This is a genomic window from Streptomyces sp. NBC_00210 (assembly GCF_045160975.1).
Classification (GTDB): Bacteria; Actinomycetota; Actinomycetes; order Streptomycetales; family Streptomycetaceae; genus Streptomyces.
Genome location: NZ_CP108120.1, coordinates 6744370 through 6762907 on the forward strand (window position 1 = coordinate 6744370; position 18538 = coordinate 6762907).

General features: G+C 68.7%; 20 protein-coding genes and 1 pseudogene. 10 read left to right on the plus strand and 11 right to left on the minus strand.

Translation table 11 applies throughout. The features are described from left to right. Positions 1–53: 53 nt before the first annotated feature. Positions 54–1592 (plus strand): aldehyde dehydrogenase (NADP(+)), encoded by a 1539-nt coding sequence (locus OG729_RS30465; protein WP_405809081.1) that lies wholly within the window; start codon positions 54–56, stop codon positions 1590–1592. Positions 1593–1596: 4 nt separating this feature from the next. Beyond that, a complete protein-coding gene (locus tag OG729_RS30470) occupies positions 1597–2211 on the plus strand; it encodes a DUF1349 domain-containing protein (protein ID WP_360883818.1) in 615 nt (204 codons plus the stop codon). Positions 2212–2268: 57 nt separating this feature from the next. Here the strand turns inward: OG729_RS30470 and OG729_RS30475 are convergent, their stop codons facing one another. Together OG729_RS30475 and OG729_RS30480 are read right to left on the minus strand one after the other, a co-directional pair. Further along, positions 2269–2856, minus strand: coding sequence for a Uma2 family endonuclease (locus tag OG729_RS30475; RefSeq protein WP_360883816.1), 588 nt, complete (start codon positions 2854–2856; stop codon positions 2269–2271). A 49-nt stretch (positions 2857–2905) separates the two neighbouring features. Beyond that, on the minus strand, positions 2906–3739 hold the full coding sequence (locus OG729_RS30480; RefSeq protein WP_405809083.1) for a helix-turn-helix domain-containing protein: 834 nt from the start codon (positions 3737–3739) through the stop codon (positions 2906–2908). Positions 3740–4147: 408 nt separating this feature from the next. On the opposite strand from OG729_RS30480, the gene OG729_RS30485 reads away from it, so the two are divergent. Continuing rightward, positions 4148–5110, plus strand: coding sequence for a serine hydrolase domain-containing protein (locus OG729_RS30485; protein WP_405809085.1), 963 nt, complete (start codon positions 4148–4150; stop codon positions 5108–5110). Between the two features lie 71 nt (positions 5111–5181). Here the strand turns inward: OG729_RS30485 and OG729_RS30490 are convergent, their stop codons facing one another. Continuing rightward, positions 5182–5415 carry a hypothetical protein gene (locus OG729_RS30490; RefSeq protein ID WP_405809087.1) on the minus strand — a complete coding sequence of 78 codons (234 nt, stop codon included), beginning with the start codon at positions 5413–5415 and terminating at the stop codon, positions 5182–5184. 134 nt (positions 5416–5549) lie between these two features. On the opposite strand from OG729_RS30490, the pseudogene OG729_RS30495 reads away from it, so the two are divergent. Further along, a pseudogene (locus OG729_RS30495) lies at positions 5550–5828 on the plus strand (DUF1349 domain-containing protein); the annotation flags it as partial. A gap of 31 nt (positions 5829–5859) precedes the next feature. On the opposite strand, the gene OG729_RS30500 reads toward OG729_RS30495, so the two are convergent. The 3 genes from OG729_RS30500 to OG729_RS30510 form a co-directional block, all read right to left on the minus strand. Beyond that, on the minus strand, positions 5860–6288 hold the full coding sequence (locus OG729_RS30500; RefSeq protein WP_405809089.1) for a PPOX class F420-dependent oxidoreductase: 429 nt from the start codon (positions 6286–6288) through the stop codon (positions 5860–5862). 28 nt (positions 6289–6316) lie between these two features. Beyond that, positions 6317–7072: a nuclear transport factor 2 family protein gene (locus tag OG729_RS30505; RefSeq protein ID WP_405809090.1), complete on the minus strand. Its 756-nt coding sequence runs from the start codon at positions 7070–7072 to the stop codon at positions 6317–6319. Positions 7073–7238: 166 nt separating this feature from the next. Further along, positions 7239–8018, minus strand: coding sequence for a nuclear transport factor 2 family protein (locus tag OG729_RS30510; protein ID WP_405809092.1), 780 nt, complete (start codon positions 8016–8018; stop codon positions 7239–7241). 330 nt (positions 8019–8348) lie between these two features. Between OG729_RS30510 and OG729_RS30515 the strand changes: the two genes are divergently transcribed. The 4 genes from OG729_RS30515 to OG729_RS30530 all read left to right on the plus strand — a co-directional run bounded on the left by OG729_RS30515 (position 8349) and on the right by OG729_RS30530 (position 11811). Beyond that, positions 8349–9407, plus strand: coding sequence for a helix-turn-helix domain-containing protein (locus OG729_RS30515; RefSeq protein ID WP_405809094.1), 1059 nt, complete (start codon positions 8349–8351; stop codon positions 9405–9407). Beyond that, positions 9397–9783 carry a nuclear transport factor 2 family protein gene (locus tag OG729_RS30520; RefSeq protein ID WP_405809096.1) on the plus strand — a complete coding sequence of 129 codons (387 nt, stop codon included), beginning with the start codon at positions 9397–9399 and terminating at the stop codon, positions 9781–9783. The genes OG729_RS30515 and OG729_RS30520 overlap by 11 nt, the downstream gene beginning before the upstream one ends. 192 nt (positions 9784–9975) lie before the next feature. Continuing rightward, the gene (locus OG729_RS30525) at positions 9976–10695 is read left to right on the plus strand and encodes a DsbA family oxidoreductase (protein ID WP_405811342.1); all 720 of its coding nucleotides are present in this window, start codon (positions 9976–9978) and stop codon (positions 10693–10695) included. Positions 10696–10764: 69 nt separating this feature from the next. Continuing rightward, the gene (locus OG729_RS30530) at positions 10765–11811 is read left to right on the plus strand and encodes an aminotransferase class V-fold PLP-dependent enzyme (RefSeq protein ID WP_360883811.1); all 1047 of its coding nucleotides are present in this window, start codon (positions 10765–10767) and stop codon (positions 11809–11811) included. On the opposite strand, the gene OG729_RS30535 is transcribed toward OG729_RS30530, so the two are convergent. Then, complete coding sequence (locus OG729_RS30535) at positions 11760–12305, minus strand: MarR family winged helix-turn-helix transcriptional regulator (protein WP_360883808.1); 546 nt, start codon at positions 12303–12305, stop codon at positions 11760–11762. The two genes, OG729_RS30530 and OG729_RS30535, sit on opposite strands and share 52 nt — an antisense overlap. Before the next feature lie 136 nt (positions 12306–12441). On the opposite strand from OG729_RS30535, the gene OG729_RS30540 reads away from it, so the two are divergent. Beyond that, positions 12442–13521: an alkene reductase gene (locus OG729_RS30540; RefSeq protein WP_405809097.1), complete on the plus strand. Its 1080-nt coding sequence runs from the start codon at positions 12442–12444 to the stop codon at positions 13519–13521. Positions 13522–13579: 58 nt separating this feature from the next. Here OG729_RS30540 and thpD read toward each other — a convergent pair whose 3' ends face one another. The 4 genes from thpD to ectA are packed head-to-tail and all read right to left on the minus strand — an operon-like array spanning position 13580 to position 16743. Further along, positions 13580–14476, minus strand: coding sequence for an ectoine hydroxylase (gene thpD, locus OG729_RS30545; RefSeq protein WP_360879396.1), 897 nt, complete (start codon positions 14474–14476; stop codon positions 13580–13582). A gap of 3 nt (positions 14477–14479) precedes the next feature. Next, the gene (locus tag OG729_RS30550) at positions 14480–14884 is read right to left on the minus strand and encodes an ectoine synthase (protein ID WP_405809099.1); all 405 of its coding nucleotides are present in this window, start codon (positions 14882–14884) and stop codon (positions 14480–14482) included. A gap of 28 nt (positions 14885–14912) precedes the next feature. Further along, positions 14913–16181: a diaminobutyrate--2-oxoglutarate transaminase gene (ectB, locus tag OG729_RS30555; protein WP_405809101.1), complete on the minus strand. Its 1269-nt coding sequence runs from the start codon at positions 16179–16181 to the stop codon at positions 14913–14915. Positions 16182–16206: 25 nt separating this feature from the next. Beyond that, positions 16207–16743, minus strand: coding sequence for a diaminobutyrate acetyltransferase (gene ectA / locus OG729_RS30560; RefSeq protein ID WP_405809102.1), 537 nt, complete (start codon positions 16741–16743; stop codon positions 16207–16209). A gap of 431 nt (positions 16744–17174) precedes the next feature. On the opposite strand from ectA, the gene OG729_RS30565 reads away from it, so the two are divergent. Then, a complete protein-coding gene (locus tag OG729_RS30565) occupies positions 17175–18260 on the plus strand; it encodes an amidohydrolase family protein (RefSeq protein WP_405809104.1) in 1086 nt (361 codons plus the stop codon). Positions 18261–18538: the final 278 nt, after the last annotated feature.

Genomic DNA, 18538 nt, shown 5'->3' on the forward strand with positions numbered 1-18538 from the left:
GTTCAGAATACCGAACAACTCCTGGGTGGCAGTAGACCGGGAAGGAAGCCGCGGTGGCAGCAGCACCAGTCTGGAGTGTCGACCCCCGAACCGGGAACCCGCGTGAGCAGGTTGCGGTGGAGTCCACCGCCGACGAGATCGACCGCGCGGTCCGCGCGGCAGACGCCGCCCGCCCAGCGCTCGCCGACCGGAGTGTACGCGCGCTCCTGCTGCGCACCGCCGCCGACCTGCTCGACGAGGCCGGCGAGCATGTCATCGAGGCCGCCGATGCCGAGACCGCGCTCGGCCCCACCCGCCTTACCGGTGAACTCGCCCGCACCACCGCCCAGTTGCGCGCCTTCGCCGATGTCGTCGACGAGGGCTCCTTCCTCGACATCCACATCGACCACGCGGACCCCACGCGGACTCCGCCCTGGCCGGACCTGCGCCGCTACAAGATCCCCCTCGGTGTCGTCGCCGTCTACGCCGCCAGCAACTTCCCGCTCGCCTTCTCCGTGCCCGGCGGCGACACCGCGAGCGCCCTCGCGGCCGGCTGCCCGGTCGTCGTCAAGGCGCACCCCGACCACCCCGCCACCGCCGAACTGTGCGCCTCCGTCCTGCGCCGGGCCGCCCGCCGCGTCGGCCTGCCCGACGACGTCGTGACCCTTGTGCACGGCTTCGATGCGGGCGTCGAACTGGTCAGGCACCCGCTGGTCGCCGCGGCGGGCTTCACCGGATCCGTACGCGGCGGGCGCGCGCTGTTCGACGCCGCGGCCGCCCGGCCCGCGCCCATCCCCTTCCACGGCGAACTCGGCTCACTCAACCCCGTCGTCGTCACCGAGGCGGCGGCCGGGGAGCGCGCCGAGCAGCTCGGGGCCGGGCTCGCGGGCTCGATGACCCTCGGGGAGGGCCAGTTCTGCACCAAGCCCGGCTTTGTGCTCGCCCCCGCGGGCGACGCGGGCGACCGGCTACTCAAGTCACTGACGGACGCGGTCAGCGAGACCGAGCCCGGCGTGATGCTCGACCAGCGGATGCGCTCCGCCTTCGTCGAGGGCGTACGGGTCAGGGCCGCACTGCCTGACGTTCAGGCCCCGATCACCCCCGGCGCGGGCGGTGAGCACACCGTGAGCGCCGGCTTCCTGTCCGTACCCGCCCGGCTGCTGGCCGCCGAAGGACCGCACGACCTGCTGCTCGAGGAGTGCTTCGGCCCGGTCACCGTCGTCGCACGCTACGAGTCGGACGCAGAGATCACCGCGGTACTGGGCCGGCTGCCCGGCAATCTCACCGCCACCCTGCACCTCTCCGACGGCGAGGCCGCGGGAGATGGCCGGGGCGCCGAACTGCTCGCCGAGCTCACCCCGCTCGCGGGCCGCGTTCTGGTCGGCGGCTGGCCGACCGGAGTCGCCGTCGCCCCCGCCCAGCACCACGGCGGCCCCTATCCGGCCACCACCTCCACCTCCACCTCGGTCGGGGCCACCGCCATCGAGCGCTGGCTGCGCCCGGTCACGTACCAGACGACCCCCGAGGCGCTGCTGCCGCCCGAGCTGCGCGACGACAATCCGCTCGCACTGCCGCGTCGGGTGGACGGCCGCCGGGAGACTCCGGGAAGCTGAGCGTGTGAGCGACCAGATCGAACTGCCCGAACTCCCCTTCCCGCTGCGGCCGTACGGCCCCGAGGCCAACTGGTCCTACGACGAGGGCGTGCTGACCGGCTGGGCCGGCGCCCGGCAGGACCGCTTCGTGCCGCCCGCGGGCGAGGCCCTGGAGCCCGCCTCCGACGCGCCCCGCCTGCTCGGCGCGCCGGAGGGCGACTTCCAGCTCATCGCGCGGGTCACGGTGGGCTTCGCCGCGGCTTTCGACGCGGGGGTGCTCTATCTGCACGTCGGCGAGCGGGAGTGGGCCAAGCTCTGCCTGGAGCTCTCCCCGGACAAGCCCACCATCTGCACGGTCGTCACCCGCGGCCACTCGGACGACGCCAACTCCTTCGTGGTCGACGGCGACAGCGTGTGGCTGCGGATCAGCCGCACCGGCAAGGCTTTTGCCTTCCACGCCTCGACGGACGGCGAGCGGTGGACCTTCGTACGGATCTTCGCGCTGGGGAACGAGGAGCAGGCCGGGGCCGCGCTGGTCGGCTTCCTGGCGCAGTCACCGGTGGGGGAGGGCTGTGTGGTGACGTTCGACCGGATCGAGTTCCGGCCGGGCTGGCCGGAGGGGCTGCGCGACGGATCCTGACCCCGCTCACGCGGTGACGGCGATCTTCACTCGGCTGAACGCGCCGGTGATCACCGGTTACGGGTAGCGCGGCAGGTCGTCCGTCGAGATGGTCCACTCGGCGACCGTGATGTCCTCGCCGTAGACGAAGTCCTTGCGGCTCGCATAGCGCGGGCCGTCCGGGGTCCGGTGAATCTCGGAGAGCACCGCGCCGGATCCGGTCCGAGGGTCGAAGATCACGTAGATGGGAATCCCGAGCAGGGGGTAGTCCCGCATCTTGCTCACCCAGTCGTTGTCCGGGTTGGAGCGCGATACGACTTCGACGGCGGCGATGAGCGTACGGGGGGCGACGGACCCCTCGACCTCCATATCCGCCTCCGCGATCACCATCACGTCGGGGTGACGCATGATGCCCTCGGACGGATCTTCCACATCCGGTGTCCCGGTGTGAGCCACCAGCTCGTCCGGCATCACCTTCTCAAGGCGTTTTCGGATTCGCAGTACGGTCAGCTCGTGAGGGCCGGCGGGCGCCATCATGTCGTGGACGATGCCTTCCTTCGTGATCTCGAACTTCCCTGGAAGGGTGTCGTCCATCGACTGAACGAACTCCCGCATCGCCCGGTACAGGGAGGCGTCCCGCTGCGCGTCGTCCGGGGCGATGGTCATGGCGCTCGCTCCCTGTCTGTGCCTCGGGGCCGGAGTCATCACCCTCATGCTAGGCGGCCTGGGCCAGAGGCGGGCGGCAGTCGCGGCAGCGGCCCGGTCCCGTGGCGCGGAAGGCGCGGTCGCAGTGGTCGCAGTTCTGGAGCGGGGCGGGGCGGGCGGTCGCCGGAGCCGCTGCGAGCGGCGGCGGCAGCAGCGTGGTGAGGCGGTGGCGCAGGAGGCCGACCGGGTTGCGGAGGTCCGGTGGCAGGCTCGCCGTGATGGCGCGGCGAACGTCATCGGGTGCGATGCCGCGCTCCAGCCAGGCGCCCACGAGTGGGGCCAGCCCGTGTACGTCCCGTTCGGACAGCAGCAGCCGGGCGTCGTGGCGGCGCAGATCGGTGAGGAGTGCGGTGGTGACGCTCGACCGTACGGGCTCGGCTGCTGGATGCGGCTCTGGCTCCAGCTCCCGTGCGGGCCGCTCCGGCACCGGTTCATGGGCGGGCCTCGGCTCGTCCTCGGCCTCGCGAGCCAGGCGGGTCCGCGTCGCCTTGGGGTCGCTGAAGGCGTATGTCCGCGTGACCAGTTGCCCTTTGGCCGTACGCACCAGGACCCGCTGTACGTAGCCGTGTTCCTCGAGCTCCTGCAAGGCCGCCGTGATCCGGTCCCTGCCCTCGGGGAATCTCTCCGCCAGCGTCCGGATGTCCACCTGCGACCCGTTGGGCAGCGACAGGATGTGCGTCGCGAGCCCGATCGCGGTCAGCGACAACTCGGTGTGCTGCGCAAGGTGGTTGCCGACGATCGTGTACCGGTCGGCCTGGTACTCGTGCACCTGGATCACGCCGGTGGTCGTTTCATGAACGACGGAAAGCGCGCGCGGCGGCGCGTTAAGCTGCTGCTCAGCCATCGGGGAAGCCTTACTTCCTCGGGTGGTCAGGCCCTCGATCGGGATTGCGAGTCCCGGCCGGGGGCCGTCACATGTATGGGGTTGTTGGTGCCGAGACTGCACTGACAACAGGCATATGCGCCAGCCAAGTTGGGGCGGATCACTCGTGAGGGTGACTCGGGCGGGTTTGGTTGGGTTGGTTGGTTCTTTCCTGAGGGTTCTTTGGTTGGGATCTCCCGGAACCCCGGATCCCGGCCTTCCGGGCGCCGGTCACAGGGCCGTCAGGCTGAGCTCCGCCCAGACCGTCTCGCGGGGAGCCGGCCCGTCGTCCACCCCCACCTGTCCGCGAGCGCCTCGACTCGCACGACAGGGCTTTGACAACAGGCGAAGGGCCTTCCGGCCACTTCAAGGATGGCTTAGCGTTGCCGGGTGGAGGCGATCTGCGGATTCAGCGGTGCGGTCCTGGTGACGCGTGATGGAACGGCTGTCCTGCAAGCGTCCGCCGGGGTATCGGACTTCGACACCGGTGCGATGTGCACCACTGACACCCGCTTCCAGATTGCCTCGGTGAGCAAGCAGTTCACCGCCACGGCCGCGATGCTTCTGGTCGAAGAAGGAGAAGTCTCTCTCGGTGACCCGATCAGTTCCTGGCTGACCGACTGCCCTACACGCTGGCACGATCTGACGCTCCAGCAGCTGCTTTCGCACACATCTGGCATGGGGCACTGGCGGGACCACCCCGGCTTCGACATCAACCAGCCAGGGGATGTCGATGAACTCCTCGACCAGTTCTCAAAGGTGCCACTGCTCGGCACGCCCGGCAGCGCGTGGCACTACAGCGGGCCCGGATACCTCCTGACGGCGCGGATCATCGAGCAGGTCAGCGGGCAAGCGTACGCGGGCTTCCTCACCGAGCGGGTCCTGCAGCCGCTCGGCCTGACGTCGACGTGCGTCGGTGAACCTCCTACCGCGGCGGTGGCTTGCGGCTATCGGGAGGGCTTGCGGGTGGATGCCGCAAAGTTCGCGGCCCTGCCAGGCTCCGGCGACGTCTGGTCGACGGTCGGCGACCTGGACAGGTTCACCGCCGGGTTCAACTCCGGTGGCATCCTCACCGCGCGCTCGCGTGAGGCGATGGTGGCCTCACAAGCGTCCATGGCGGGGGCATGGGGTGCCGAGGGCCCAGCAACCGCCGACGCCTACGGGTACGGCTACTGCCTGGGCAGTCTGGCCGGGCACGCGGCGCGCTTCCACTTCGGTGACAATCCCGGGTATCAGTCCTTCCTCGCCTGGCTGCCCCGCCTGAGAGTGACTGTCGCGGTGCTCTGCAACGACGAAGCGACCAGGATCGACGACGTCCTACGACAGCTCCTACCGGCGGTGACCGGGAGCTGACGCGATGGCCGACGCAGACCGGCGCCAGCGAGTTCACCTCCCTTGCTGCATGGCCCGGCCCAGTGAGCGGATCACTTTGCGGTCCCGGACGACGGCAGTGGCTGGCTCAGCGGCAGAGCCTCCAGCAACGTGACCGCATCGCGTAGTCGCAAGGCTCCCAACTGGACGTAGGAGCGTCCCGCAGAGGTGACGAGCGGACGCACGTTGGCAACCTGATCTTCCGGCAACCCTGCCCGCGTCAGCGCGGCACGTAGCAGCGCCGCCACGTGTTCTGCCTCTCCGCGGGCACTCTTGTACTCCTCCATCGGAATCACGCTCGTCCTCATCGCTCCACCTTGCGGGCGCACGCAGCGTGCCGGTAGATGACACCGTGCCTCGCTCGGCAGTCACCATGAGCCCGCGCTCTGAAAGATCCCGCTCCGCCTGGTAAATGCGGGCGACGCAGACGCACAAGTCCGACGCCAACTCCTTCGTGGTCGACGGCGACAGCGTGTGGCTGCGGATCAGCCGCACCGGCAAGGCTTTTGCCTTCCACGCCTCGACGGACGGCGAGCGGTGGACCTTCGTACGGATCTTCGCGCTGGGGAACGAGGAGCAGGCCGGGGCCGCGCTGGTCGGCTTTCTGGCGCAGTCACCGGTGGGGGAGGGCTGTGTGGTGACGTTCGACCGGATCGAGTTCCGGCCGGGCTGGCCGGAGGGGCTGCGCGACGGATCCTGACTCCGCTCACGCGGTGACGGCGATCTTCACTTCAGTCGGCTATGCCGCTGATCGCCAGGACCTCGTCGATCGACACCCGCACCAGGAGAATCCCGGGTGCGCTGTTGCGGACGCCGTACTCTGCTGCGCGCTCCTCGCCCACGTAGCGGGCAGCGATCCGCGTCGCCCAGTCGCGCACCTCCGGCAAGTCCTCGCTCACCTGCGCGTTGCCGTCGATGACGACGAAGGAGAACGGCGGCTGATCGTCGTCCACGCAGAGGGCGAGGCGCTCGTCGCGGACAAGCGTGCGGCCCTTGACGGAGTTCTTGTCGGTGTTGAACATGACGTCTTCGCCGTCCAGCAGGAACCAGACGGGTGCCACGTGCGGCCGTCCGTCGGCGCGGGTTGTGGCGATCTTCGCGGTCCGGGTGCCTGCGCTCACGAAAGCACGCCATTCGGCATCCGTCATGGGTCTGGCCATGAGTTTCGTGTTCCCTGGTGAGAGGCTGTCAGAACAGGCCGTTGCCGTGCGGCAGTTCGGCGGGAATCGCCGGGATGGCGTCCCAGTGCTCGACGATCTTCCCGTCTGCCAGGCGGAACAGGTCGTAGTAGGCGACCGGCTCGCCGAACTCACCCTCGGCCTGTACGAGGACGAAGTCACCCTCCGCGATCACCCTGTGAATCGTCGCGTAGACCACATTCTTGCCCTGCTCGGCCCACGTGGCGGCGGCCACGCCGAACCCCTCCAGACCGTCACCGGCCTCAGGGTTGTGCTGGAGGTAGGTTTCGGTGGAGGTGAATTCGGTCGACGCCGAGTAGTCAGCGCCCTTGAGCACCCTCTCGGCGTACTCGGCGACGAGCTTGCGGTTCGCCTCGGTGATCTCCAGGTCCCTGACCTGGGTCGGGCCGTCGACCTGGGAGCGACCGCTGACGGTGTCCTCGATCACCGGCACCAGGGCGTCCCAGTGCTCGGCGAGTTTGCCGTCCTCCACTCGGTAGATGTCGAAGGCGACCAGCGGCGCGGGACCGAATCCGTGGTAGATCCCGTGCATGGCGACCAGGTCCCCGTCGGCGATGACCCGGGCGCCCTCGTAGCGGAAGTCCGCGGACAGCGAGGAGACCAATTCACGCAGAGCCTCGGGGCCGTCGGCGGCAAGCGCGCTGTGCTGCCTGTATGCCGGCGAGACCCAGCGATCCACCGCTGACGGGTCCTTGTCGCCGAACAGCTCTTCTACGGCCTTGAGGACCAGATCCTTGTTGTTCATGACGTGCGCATCCAATGGTGCCGGGGTGGCGGACCTGGTGTCCGCCAGCTGCACCTCCAGAGTTGTCGGAATTGATCCGGCGTGGGAGGTAGATTTCCGAACCACTGAGGTCAAGAACGGACAGCCTCCAACGTGCACCCGCCGCCCGGCGCCGACCGGCTCTCGGTCAGAACTTCCCGCTGTTGTTGGCTTCAGTCGGTGTGGGGATGGGTTCGGCGTTGTCCCAGTGTTCGACAATGAGGCCGTTTTCGAGTCTGAAAATGTCGAAGACGGCCATGAGGGTTCCCCCCAGCTCCACTTCACTGAGGGTGACAACGAAGTTCCCCTGGCCGATGAGCCGGTGCAGCCTGACGTAGGTCAGCGCTTTCCCCTCCGCGGCGAGGCCCGCCGAAAAGTCCCCGAATCCCTCGATGCCGTCGGCGACTTGCGGGTTGTGCTGTACGTAGCGATCCGCGGAAACGTACTCCTGGATCCGTCCGGTCTGTCCGCCTTGCAGGACCACGGCGATGAACTCCGCGACCTTGTCCTTGTTCTCCGCGGTGCGGTCAAGATCCGTGATCTGGGTCGCTCCGTCGATCTGGGTGTGCCCCGAGGGCGTGGTCTGCCCGCCGAGCGCGATGGTGTCCCAGTGCTCGACGATACGGTCGTTCCCGTCGGTGTCGAACAGGTCGGCGGTCACCCACCGAGTGGATCCGCCGAGCGTCTGGGCAACGTGCAGAAAGACGTACGGCCCGTCCTCGATGGCCCGTACGACGTCAATTTCCCGCTGCGGATTGCGGGCCAGGAAAGGCTCGAAAAAGGTGAGGAACCCTTCCTTTCCGTCGGCGACCCCCGTGCTGTGCTGCGTGTAGCGATCGCCGATGTACCGGTCAAGAGCCTCGCGGATGTTGCCGTCGCGGATTCCGCCCAGGTAGAGACCCAGCGCGCTGTCCAGTTTGGCTGTCATGAGCAGTAGAGATCCCTCGTGCATGGCGAGCAGGCCGTGCGGAGATGGGTCCTGCTTCGCTGACCATTCTTACCGTATGGGGAGAACCCGAGTCGGCTGCTACCTGCACATTCCAGGAAGGTGTGCAGGCATGTCCTCAAGCCCCCACTTGCTACATTGAGCAAATTCGATGACACAGGGCGAATCCACCGTGATCCAACGCCCGTTCAAGTGGCGGTACGGGCGGAATTCAGCCGCCTCGCATCCCGCCGCAATGTTAGGGACGGATCTGGGACCCATGCTGATATTCTGGCGACTCGTGATGGTCAAAAACCGACAAGGGGTTCCCGGATGATCCCTGAGCTTGCTTTCACTCCGCCCGTTGGCACCCCGGCCGGGGTTGAGGTCCTTGCCCTGGCGGAGCTGCGTACACGGATCACACCCAGGCAGTTGGCGGGGCCGAACCGGCACGACTTCCACGTCCTGCTCACCCTCACCGACGGGTCCCTGCGGCAGACCGTTGACTTCACCGCGTACACCCTCAGGCCCGGGTCCTGGCTGTGGGTTCGGCCAGGTCAGGTGCATCAGTGGGGAGACATCACCGGGGCCATCGGCACGCTGTTCCTGTTCGAACAAGACTTCCCCGACCCGGCCACCGCGGCCGTCGCCTGCCTGGACGACCCGTACGCCCCGGTCGTACGGACGCCGCTCGGCGATGCCGTCGATGTGCTGCACACCGCCGCTCGCCATCTGGACCGCGAGTTCCACGCGGCGACACGGATGCCGGTCGACGTACACGTCGCGGTGCTGCGGCATCTGCTGGCCGTCCTCGTCCTGCGCCTCGCACACCTGACCTCGCCCGCCGACGGCTCCGCGCCCGAGCCGGGCTCGGCCTATCTGCGCTTCCGTGACGCGGTCGAGCGCGACTTCGCCCGCACCCGTCGCCTCGACGACTACGCGCGTGCGCTCGGCTACTCGGCGCGTACCCTCTCCCGGGCCACGCTCGCCGCCGCCGGCGTCGGGGCGAAGGAGTTCATCGACCGCAGGGTCGTACTGGAGGCCAAGCGCCTGCTCGCACACGGCGAGTTGTCCGCGTCCCGGATCGCCGCCCAGCTCGGCTTCTCCAGTGCCACCAACTTCAGCAAGTACTTTCACCAGCGCACCGGTCAGACCCCGATCGCCTTCCGCCACTCCGCGCGCAGAGACCACGACCGGGATGTGGACGGGAACCTCGCCCTCAGCAGCACCGGCGGCCCGAGGCTGAGCCCCTTCTGCCGCCCCGTCGTGCTCGCGGACCGGGAGCCGACGCCGGAGCAGCGGAGGCTTGTATGGTCACAAGCCGACACCACTGAGGGATCGGTCTGTGGGCTACTTACCGGTAATGCCTACTGTGGCTGCCATGACAGATGACAATCTCGAACGAAACAAGGCCACGGCCAAGGCGTTCTACGACCTCTTGTTCAACGAGTGCCGTCCAGCTGCTGCCTACGACACGTACGTGGGCGACACCTATATCCAGCACAACCCGCTCGGCGGCGACGGCAGGCAGGACTTCGTCGACTATTTCGAGCGGATGGCCACCGAATTCCCGGGAAAGCGTGTGGAGTTCAAGCGCGCCATCGCCGAGGGCGAGCACGTCGTCCTTCACTGTCACCAGGTATGGCCGGACCAGGAGTATGCGGGCGTCGATATCTTCCGCTTCGACAACAACGGAAAGATCGTCGAACACTGGGATGTACTCCAGGCCATCCCCGCCAACCCCAGGAACCCCAACGGCATGTTCTGAAGACACGGACCACCGGGCCTTGCTCGGCGCTTTGGGCTGCCCTGTTCTGCCAAATTTCCGCTCTGGACGGGGCGCTGACTCCCGGGTGCCCCGGCAACCTGGGGAATGAGCCGGTCCCGCAGCGCGTTGTCGTCCCAGCGGAGGGTGCCTCCGCACATCGTTGTCCCGAACGACCCTGGAGTGATGAAAAAGATGCGCGTCGAGATCTGGAGCGATATCGCCTGTCCCTGGTGCTACATCGGCAAGGCACGCTTCGAGAAGGGGCTCGCCGCCTTCGCCCACCGCGACGAGGTCGAGGTCGTGCACCGCTCCTTCGAGCTCGACCCGAACCGCGCCAAGGGCGAGACCGGCCCGGTGGTCCCCATGCTGGCGAAGAAGTACGGGCGCACCATCGAGGAAGCCCAGGCGATGGAGGAGCACGTCGCCTCCAACGCGCGCTCCGACGGGCTCGACTACCGCACCGAGGGCCGCGACCACGGCAACACCTTCGACATCCACCGGCTGCTGCATCTGGCCAAGGCCCGCGGCCGTCAAAGCGAGCTGCTGGACCTCGCCTACCGGGCCAACTTCGCCCAGGAGCGGTCCGTGTTCGACCCCGAGGTCCTGGTGGATCTCGCGGTCGAGGCGGGTCTGGACGCGGACGAGGCGCGGGCGGTGCTCGCCGACGAGGACGCGTACGCCGGCGAGGTACGGGCCGATGAGCGCGAGGCCGCCGAGCTGGGCGCGACCGGGGTGCCGTTCTTCGTGCTCGACCGGCGCTACGGGGTCTCGGGCGGACAGCCGGCCGAGCTGTTCACCCAGGCGCTGGAGCAGGCGTGGCAGGGCCGGATCCTCACCCCCATCGGCGCGGATGCCGCCGCCTGCGACGCCGACGGAGTCTGCGAGGTCCCGCAGCCCGGGGCCCATGCATAAGCGTTGCTGAGAGGTGTCCTTCAACGATTCGCGATTGACCTGCCGTTGAGGGCACCGCAGGGTGATCACATGGAGACCTTGGGCGGCGCCGAGTTCGCGCCGGAAATGACGTATCTGAACACGTCCACCTGCGGGCTGCTGCCCCGCCGGGCCGTCGCGGCAGTGAAGCTGCTTGCCGACGAGCTCGCCGCCGGGCGTCCGGGCGGCGCCGGCGAGTACTCGTCGGTGAGCGCCGCCCGGCAGTCCTTCGCCCGGCTGACCGGCGTGGACGAGACGCGGGTCGCCGTCGGCGGTTCGGTGTCCGTGCATGTCGGACTGATCGCGACCTCACTGCCTCCGGGCGCGGAAGTCCTCTTTCCGGAGGGGGAGTACGCCTCGGTCATCACGCCCTTCCTCGTGCGCGGCGATCTCAAGCTGCGGTACGCGCCACTGCGGCGCCTGGCCGACGCGGTGCAGCCGGGCACCGCGCTGGTGGCGTTCTCGTCGGTGCAGTCCGCGGACGGCCGGATCGCCGATCTGGCGGCAATTCGCGCCGCGGCGGCCGCCCACGGGGCCCGTACGCTCGTCGACGCCAGCCAGTCGGCGGGCTGGCTGCCGCTGGACGCGGGCGCGTGGGACTTCACGGTTACCGGCGGCTTCAAGTTTCTGCTCTGCCCGCGCGGCGTCTCGTTCCTCACGCTGAGCGAGGAGGCGCAGGAGTCCGTGGCGCCGATCCACGCCGGTACCTTCGCCGCGGAGGACCTGTGGGCGACCACGTACGGTCCGATCGAGGAACTGGCGCCCTCGGCCGCCCGGTACGACGAACCCCCGGCCTTTCTCTCCTACCACGGGGCCAAGGAGTCCCTCGCGCTCCTTGAGGAGACCGGCATCGACGCCGTGTACGCGCATGACACGGCGCTCGCCCGGCGGTTCAGGGCAGGGCTGACGGAGCTCGGGCACCAGCCTGTGCCGGGCGATTCGGCCATCGTCGCCGTGCCGGGTCTCGGCCACCGGGTCCCCGGGCTGGCCGATGCGGGAGTGATCCTCGCGGAGCGGGCGGGCAATCTGCGCGCCGCCTTCCATCTCTACAACACGGCCGCCGAGGTGGACCGGGTGCTGGACGTGCTCTCCGGCTGAGACCGAGCGGGGCAGTCCGCGGTCTGGACGCAGAGATTCTTCTCGACCTTCCCGAGCAGCCGGGTCAGCTCACTGCGCTCGTCGGGGTCGAGCCCGGCGAGGGTGTGCTCCTCCAGGTTGGCCCAGGCGTCCTCCACCGCGGAGTGCAGGGCGCAGCTGTCCGGCGTGGCCTCGACGAGTACGGCGCGCCGGTCGGCGGGGTCGGGGCGGCGGCGGACGTGTCCGGCCTGTTCCAGCCGCTGGAGCATCTTCGTCACGGTGGACGGGTCGAGCTCGACGGCCTTGATCAGCTCCGACTGGCGCACCGGGCCCGCGTCCCACAGGTGCATCATCACCAGCTCCTGCCCCGGGTAGAGCCCGGCTCCCCGCAGCAGCTTGCCCGCCGCCATGCGGTGCAGCCGGGCGACCCGGGAGACGGCAAGGCTGACGGGTCCGCCGAGCGCGGTGGCCGGCATCTCGGAACAGACAGGATCGGCCGCGGTCTCGGGCGTCATCGGGGCCTCCTCGGCAGGGGTGCAACTGTCGCGTGGACAGTGTCTCCAAGAATTTTACCTTGGTCGGCCAATTAATGGTCTACAGTGGCACTCGGCGCGAATACTTGGCCGACCATATAACTCTTTGGGAGCACCCATGACCACCGCGTTCGACCCCATCGAACTGTCCAGCACGCAGCTCGCGAACCGCATCGCCATGGCGCCGATGACCCGCAGCCGCGCGTACGGCGAGGGCCTCACGGTCACCGAGTCCACGGTCGAGTACTACAGCCAGCGCGCCTCGGCCGGACTGATCGTCACCGAAGGCATCCAGCCCTCCGTCCTCGGCCAGGGATACCCGAACACGCCCGGCCTGCACACCGACGAGCAGGTCGCCGCCTGGCGCAAGGTCACCGACGCCGTGCACGCCAAGGGCGGCACGATCTTCGCCCAGATCATGCACGCCGGACGCATCGGCCACCCGGTGCTGTGGCCGGACCAGGAACTGATCAGTGTGGCCCCGTCCGCCGTGGCCCCCGCCGGCCAGCTCTACACGCACGAGGGACCCAAGGACTTCATCGCCCCGCGCGAGCTGAGCGCCGGTGAAATCCCTGGCATCATCGCGGAGTTCGTCGAGGCGGCCCGTAACGCCGTCGCCGCCGGCTTCGACGGCGTCGAACTGCATGGCGCCAACGGCTACCTCATCCACCAGTTCCTCGCCCCCAACACCAACCTGCGCACCGACGAGTGGGGCGGCTCCGTCGAGAACCGCATCCGCTTCGCCGTCGAGGTTGCCAAGGCCGTGGCCGATGTCATCGGCCCGGAGCGCACCGGACTGCGGGTCTCTCCCGGCAACGGGTACAACGACATCGCCGAGACCGACACCACGGCGGTCTACCCCGCGCTGGTCGACGCGATCGAGCCGCTGGGCCTCGGCTACCTGCACGTCGTCGAGATGACCCCGGGCTTCCGGGACGTCACGCTGGAGCTGCGCAAGCACTTCAGCGGCACCTTCATACTCAACCCGGCGACCGAGGGCCCGACCGACCACGGGGCGCTCGGGCTGATCGAGGACGGGACCGCGGACATCCTCGCCTTCGGCTCGCTGTTCCTGGCCAACCCGGACCTGCCCGCCAGGCTCAAGGCCGAAGGCCCGTACAACGCCCCGGACACGGCCACGTTCTTCGGCGGCGACGACAAGGGCTACACCGACTACCCGGCGCTGAGCGCGAGCTGACCCGCACAGAAAGGGGGCGGGGCCGGTCCACCGGACCGGCCCCGCCCCCTTCGCGCTGTCAGCGCACCGGCGTGAAGTCGCGCGCCCCGATGAAGTCCGGACGCGGCACCGGCGCCGCGAAGGGCTCCACCGCATGGTTCTCCACGCTGTTGAAGACGATGAAGACATTGCTGCGCGGATACGGGGTGATGTTGTCCCCGGAGCCGTGCATGCAGTTGCAGTCGAACCAGGTCGCGGACCCGGCCCTGCCGGTGAACAGGCGGATGCCGTGCCGGTCGGCGAACCGCGTCAGCGCCGCGTGCGACGGCGTGCCCGCGTCCTGCATCTGCAGCGACTTCTTGTAGTTGTCCTTCGGCGTCTCGCCCGCGCAGCCCAGGAACGTCCTGTGCGAGCCAGGCATGATCATCAGGCCGCCGTTGGTGTCCAGGTTCTCGGTCAGTGCGATCGAGACGGACACGGTGCGCATGTTCGCCAGCCCGTCCTCGGCGTGCCAGGTCTCGAAGTCCGAGTGCCAGTAGAAGCCCGAGGCGCCGAAGCCCGGCTTCACATTGATCCGGGACTGGTGGACGTACACGTCCGAGCCGAGGATCTGCCGCGCTCTGCCCACCACTCGCTCGTCCCGCACCAGGGCCGCGAACATCTCGCTGAGCTTGTGCACCTCGAAGACCGAGCGCACGTCCTGGGACTTCGGCTCGATGATCGAGCGCTCATCGGCCCGTACCGCGGGATCGGCGATCAGCCGGTCCAACTCGGCGCGGTAGAGAGCGACTTCATCCTGCGAGATCAGCTCGTCGACGGTGAGGAAGCCGTCCCGCTCGAAACCCATCAGCTCGGACGGGACGATCGGGCCCGGGGCGCCGGGCGGCGACCAGACGACCGGGTCCTGGCGAGGCGTCGTCACCTCGCCCACGCCACGGGTCGGGTACAGGTCGGTGCGTACAGCGGCGGTGGTCATCTCTCAGCCCTCCTCGGACTCGGTCAGCAGGGGATAGACGCCGTTCTCGTCGTGGTCCTCCCGTCCGGTGACGGGCGGGTTGAAGACGCAGACACAGCGGAAGTCGGTCTTGGGGCGCATGGTGTGACGCTCATGGCCGTCCAGCAGATACATCGTGCCGGGCTCGATCCAGTGGGTCTCGCCGGTCTCGTCGTTGGTGAGCTCGGCCTCGCCCTCCACGCAGAGCACGGCCTCGATGTGGTTCGCGTACCACATCGACGTCTCCGTACCCGCGTACAGCACGGTCTCGTGCAGCGAGAAGCCGACCTTCTCCTTGGCGAGCACGATGCGCTTGCTCTCCCAGGTCCCGGACGCGGCCTTCACATGGCGCTCGGTGTTCTCGATGTCCTTGAACGATCGGACGATCACGGTGAGTTGCTGCCTTTCTGATCTGTGGTCAAGCCGTCTCGCGGACGCTGCGGGCCAGGATGCGCAGGCCCTCGTCGAGTTCCTCGGGCGAGACCGTGAGCGCGGGGAGAAGCTTCACCACTTCGCTCTCCGGGCCCGAGGTCTCCAGCAGCAGCCCCAGCTCGAAGGCGCGGGCGCACACGGCCGAGGCGCGCGCCTTGTCCTGGAACTCCAGGCCCCACACCAGGCCCCGGCCGCGGAAGCTCACGCCGGGCTCAGCGCTCTCGCCCACGATGGCCAGCAGCGCCTGCTCGACCTGCTCGCCGCGGGCGAGGGTCTGCTTCTCCATCTGGCCGTCCGCCCAGTAGGTGTCGAGCGCGGCGGCGGCGGTGACGAACGCGGGGTTGTTGCCGCGGAAGGTGCCGTTGTGCTCGCCCGGCTCCCAGATGTCCAGCTCCGGCTTGAACAGGCAGAGCGACATGGGCAGTCCGTAGCCGCTGATGGACTTCGACAGGGTGACGATGTCCGGCGTGATGCCCGCCTCCTCGAAGGAGAAGAAGCCGCCGGTGCGGCCGCAGCCCATCTGGATGTCGTCGACGATCAGCAGCATGTCCTGGCGGTGGCACAGCTCCTGGAGCGCGCGCAGCCACTCGGGGCGGGCCACATTGATGCCGCCCTCGCCCTGCACGGTCTCGACGATCACGGCGGCCGGCTTGTTGAGGCCGGAGCCCTGGTCCTCCAGCAGGCGCTCGAACCAGAGGAAGTCCGGGACCTGGCCGTCGAAGTAGTTGTCGAAGGGCATCGGCGTGCCGTGCACCAGCGGGATGCCGGCGCCGGCCCGCTTGAAGGCGTTGCCGGTGACGGCGAGCGCCCCGAGCGACATGCCGTGGAAGGCGTTGGTGAACGAGACGACGGACTCGCGCCCCTTGACCTTGCGGGCCAGCTTGAGCGCGGACTCGACCGCGTTGGTGCCGGTCGGGCCCGGGAACATGACCTTGTACGGAAGGTCGCGCGGCCGCAGGATCACGTTCTGGAACGACTCCAGGAAGGCGCGCTTGGCCGTGGTGGCCATGTCCAGGCCGTGGGTGATGCCGTCGCGCTCGATGTAGTCGATCAGCGCGCGTTTCAGCACCGGGTTGTTGTGTCCGTAGTTGAGTGATCCGGCGCCGGCGAAGAAGTCGAGGTAGGTGTGGCCGTCCTCGTCGTGGAGGTAGCTGCCCTGCGCGCGGTCGAACACGGCCGGCCAACCGCGGCAGTAGCTGCGCACCTCCGACTCCAGGGTCTCGAAGACACTCAGGGCGGGCGGGGTGATAGTCACAGCAAGTCTCCAGAGGTGGGGGGCGTCAGGCGGAGAGAGGGCCGATGCGGTAGAGGACTTCGGGCTGGTGGGTTCCTTCGGGGAACAGCCCGCCGTCGAAGAGGACTTCGCGTGCAAGGGGCGCTTCGTGGCGCTTCGCGTACGAGGTGAAGAGCCGGTCGGACGCGGTGTTGTCGGGGGTGATGGTCGTCTCGACCTCACGCACCCCGCCCTTGCCGGTCACCTTGGCGGTCAGCGCGTCGAGGAGGACACCGGCCAGGCCCTGCCCGCGGTGCGCGTGGTCGACGGCGACCTGCCAGACGACGAGGGCCTGCGGGCGCTCGGGGCGCACATAGCCGGTGACGAAGGCGATCGGTGCGCCGTCGGCGTCGCGCGCCACCACGGAGGTGGCGGCGAAGTCGCGACACCACAGCAGATAGCTGTACGAGGAGTTGAGGTCCAGGACCTGGGAGTCGCGGGCGATGCGCCAGATCGCGGCTCCGTCCTCCACTCGTGGGGTGTCAATCGTCGTGAATTCGCTCGGCGTGCTGGTTCGTACAAGGTCTTCCTGTGCGGCGGTCATGCCGAGGTAATTTACCGAGCTAATTCTGAAATTGCATTGTCGGAAGGGGTTGGGTGGAGCGGCTCCCTGTGTTATCGCGCGGGCGCGTGCGCTAGTGGTGGACAGCGGCCTTTTCGGGCGATTTGCAGCGGAAATAAGCGATGAACCGGGCGCGCTGTGGGGTCGGTCACATATCCGTAACTGTCACGAGACCCGCTCGAATTACGCAGTCTGATCTTGTTGAAATCTTGGTGTTTAGGATCCGGGAACGGGGGCAGAAGAATGTGGGAAGCTGCCCGAAATAAAGCAGCTTCCAGCATTCCTTAATTAACCCAGACTTTCACGGCCTGAGAAATTGAGTTCACCGGGAGTGCGACCGGTTCGGCGCCGGGGGCCGGTGCCCGTGCAGCCGCTCGGTCGCGGGCGCCGGGGGGCCTCGTACAGTGCTGGCTATGAGCGATCACGTGGTGCTGCATGTGAAGGGGCGGGTGCTCGTCGGGCCCGAGGAGGCGCGGGACGAGCTGTGGGTGGTCGATGGCCGGATCTCGTACGAGCGGCCGCGTGCCGAGGCCGTCACCGTCCAGGGCTGGGCGCTCCCCGGCCTGGTCGACGCGCACTGCCATGTCGGGCTCGACGCCCACGGTGCGGTGGACGAGACGACCAGCGAGAAGCAGGCGCTGACCGACCGGGATGCGGGCACCCTGCTCATCCGGGACGCGGGGTCTCCCGCCGACACCCGCTGGATCGACGACCGCGAGGACCTGCCGAAGATCATCCGGGCCGGCCGTCACATTGCGCGCACCCGCCGCTACATCCGTAACTTCGCCCATGAGATCGAGCCGGACGAGCTCGTCGCCCATGTCGCGCGGGAGGCACAGCGCGGGGACGGCTGGGTCAAGCTCGTCGGCGACTGGCTCGACCGCGAAGCGGGTGACCTGGGCGCCTGCTGGCCGCGTGGCGCCGTCGAGGCGGCCATCGCCGAGGCGCACCGGCTCGGCGCGCGGGTGACCGCGCACTGCTTCGCCGAGGACTCGCTGCGGGACCTGGTCGAGGCGGGCATCGACTGCATCGAGCACGCCACCGGCCTCACCGAGGACACCATCCCGCTCTTCGCCGAGCGCGGCGTCGCGATTGTGCCGACCCTGGTCAACATCGCCACCTTCCCGGACCTCGCGGCGGGCGGCGAGTCCAAGTTCCCCCGGTGGTCCGCCCATATGCGGCGGCTGTACCAGCGCCGCTATGACACGGTGCGCGCGGCGTACGACGCGGGCATCCCGGTCTTCGTCGGCACCGATGCGGGCGGCTCGCTCGCCCACGGCCTGGTGGCGGCCGAGGTCGTCGAACTCGTGAAGGCCGGAATCCCGCCGCTGCAGGCCCTGTCGGCGACGACCTGGGGGGCGCGGCAGTGGCTCGGCCGCCCGGCGCTCGAAGAGGGCGCGCCGGCGGATCTCGTGGTGTACGACGAGGATCCGCGGGCGGACGTCAGGGCGCTGGCGGCGCCGAGCCGGGTGATCCTCAACGGCCGGGTGATCGGCTGATAACCCGGCCCTGCTGTCCCCGCTGTCCCTGTTGCAGGGTTGACAGTGCGTTACCCCTGGCCCACGTTCCTCGTTCGACCACTTCTGGCGCGCTCCCACGCAAGCGCCCCCAGTGCGCTCTCGGGATACGCGACACGGGTGAGCCGCGGGAACACACGTACCGAGAGATTCGAATGCCGTGGCGGAAACCCCACTTTGGGGTGAACTCGCGCCAGGCAACTGTCAGTTCACTCTCAGTGCCGTGAAACTTCCCGTGTTCAGTCGCCGCCGCCCCACGT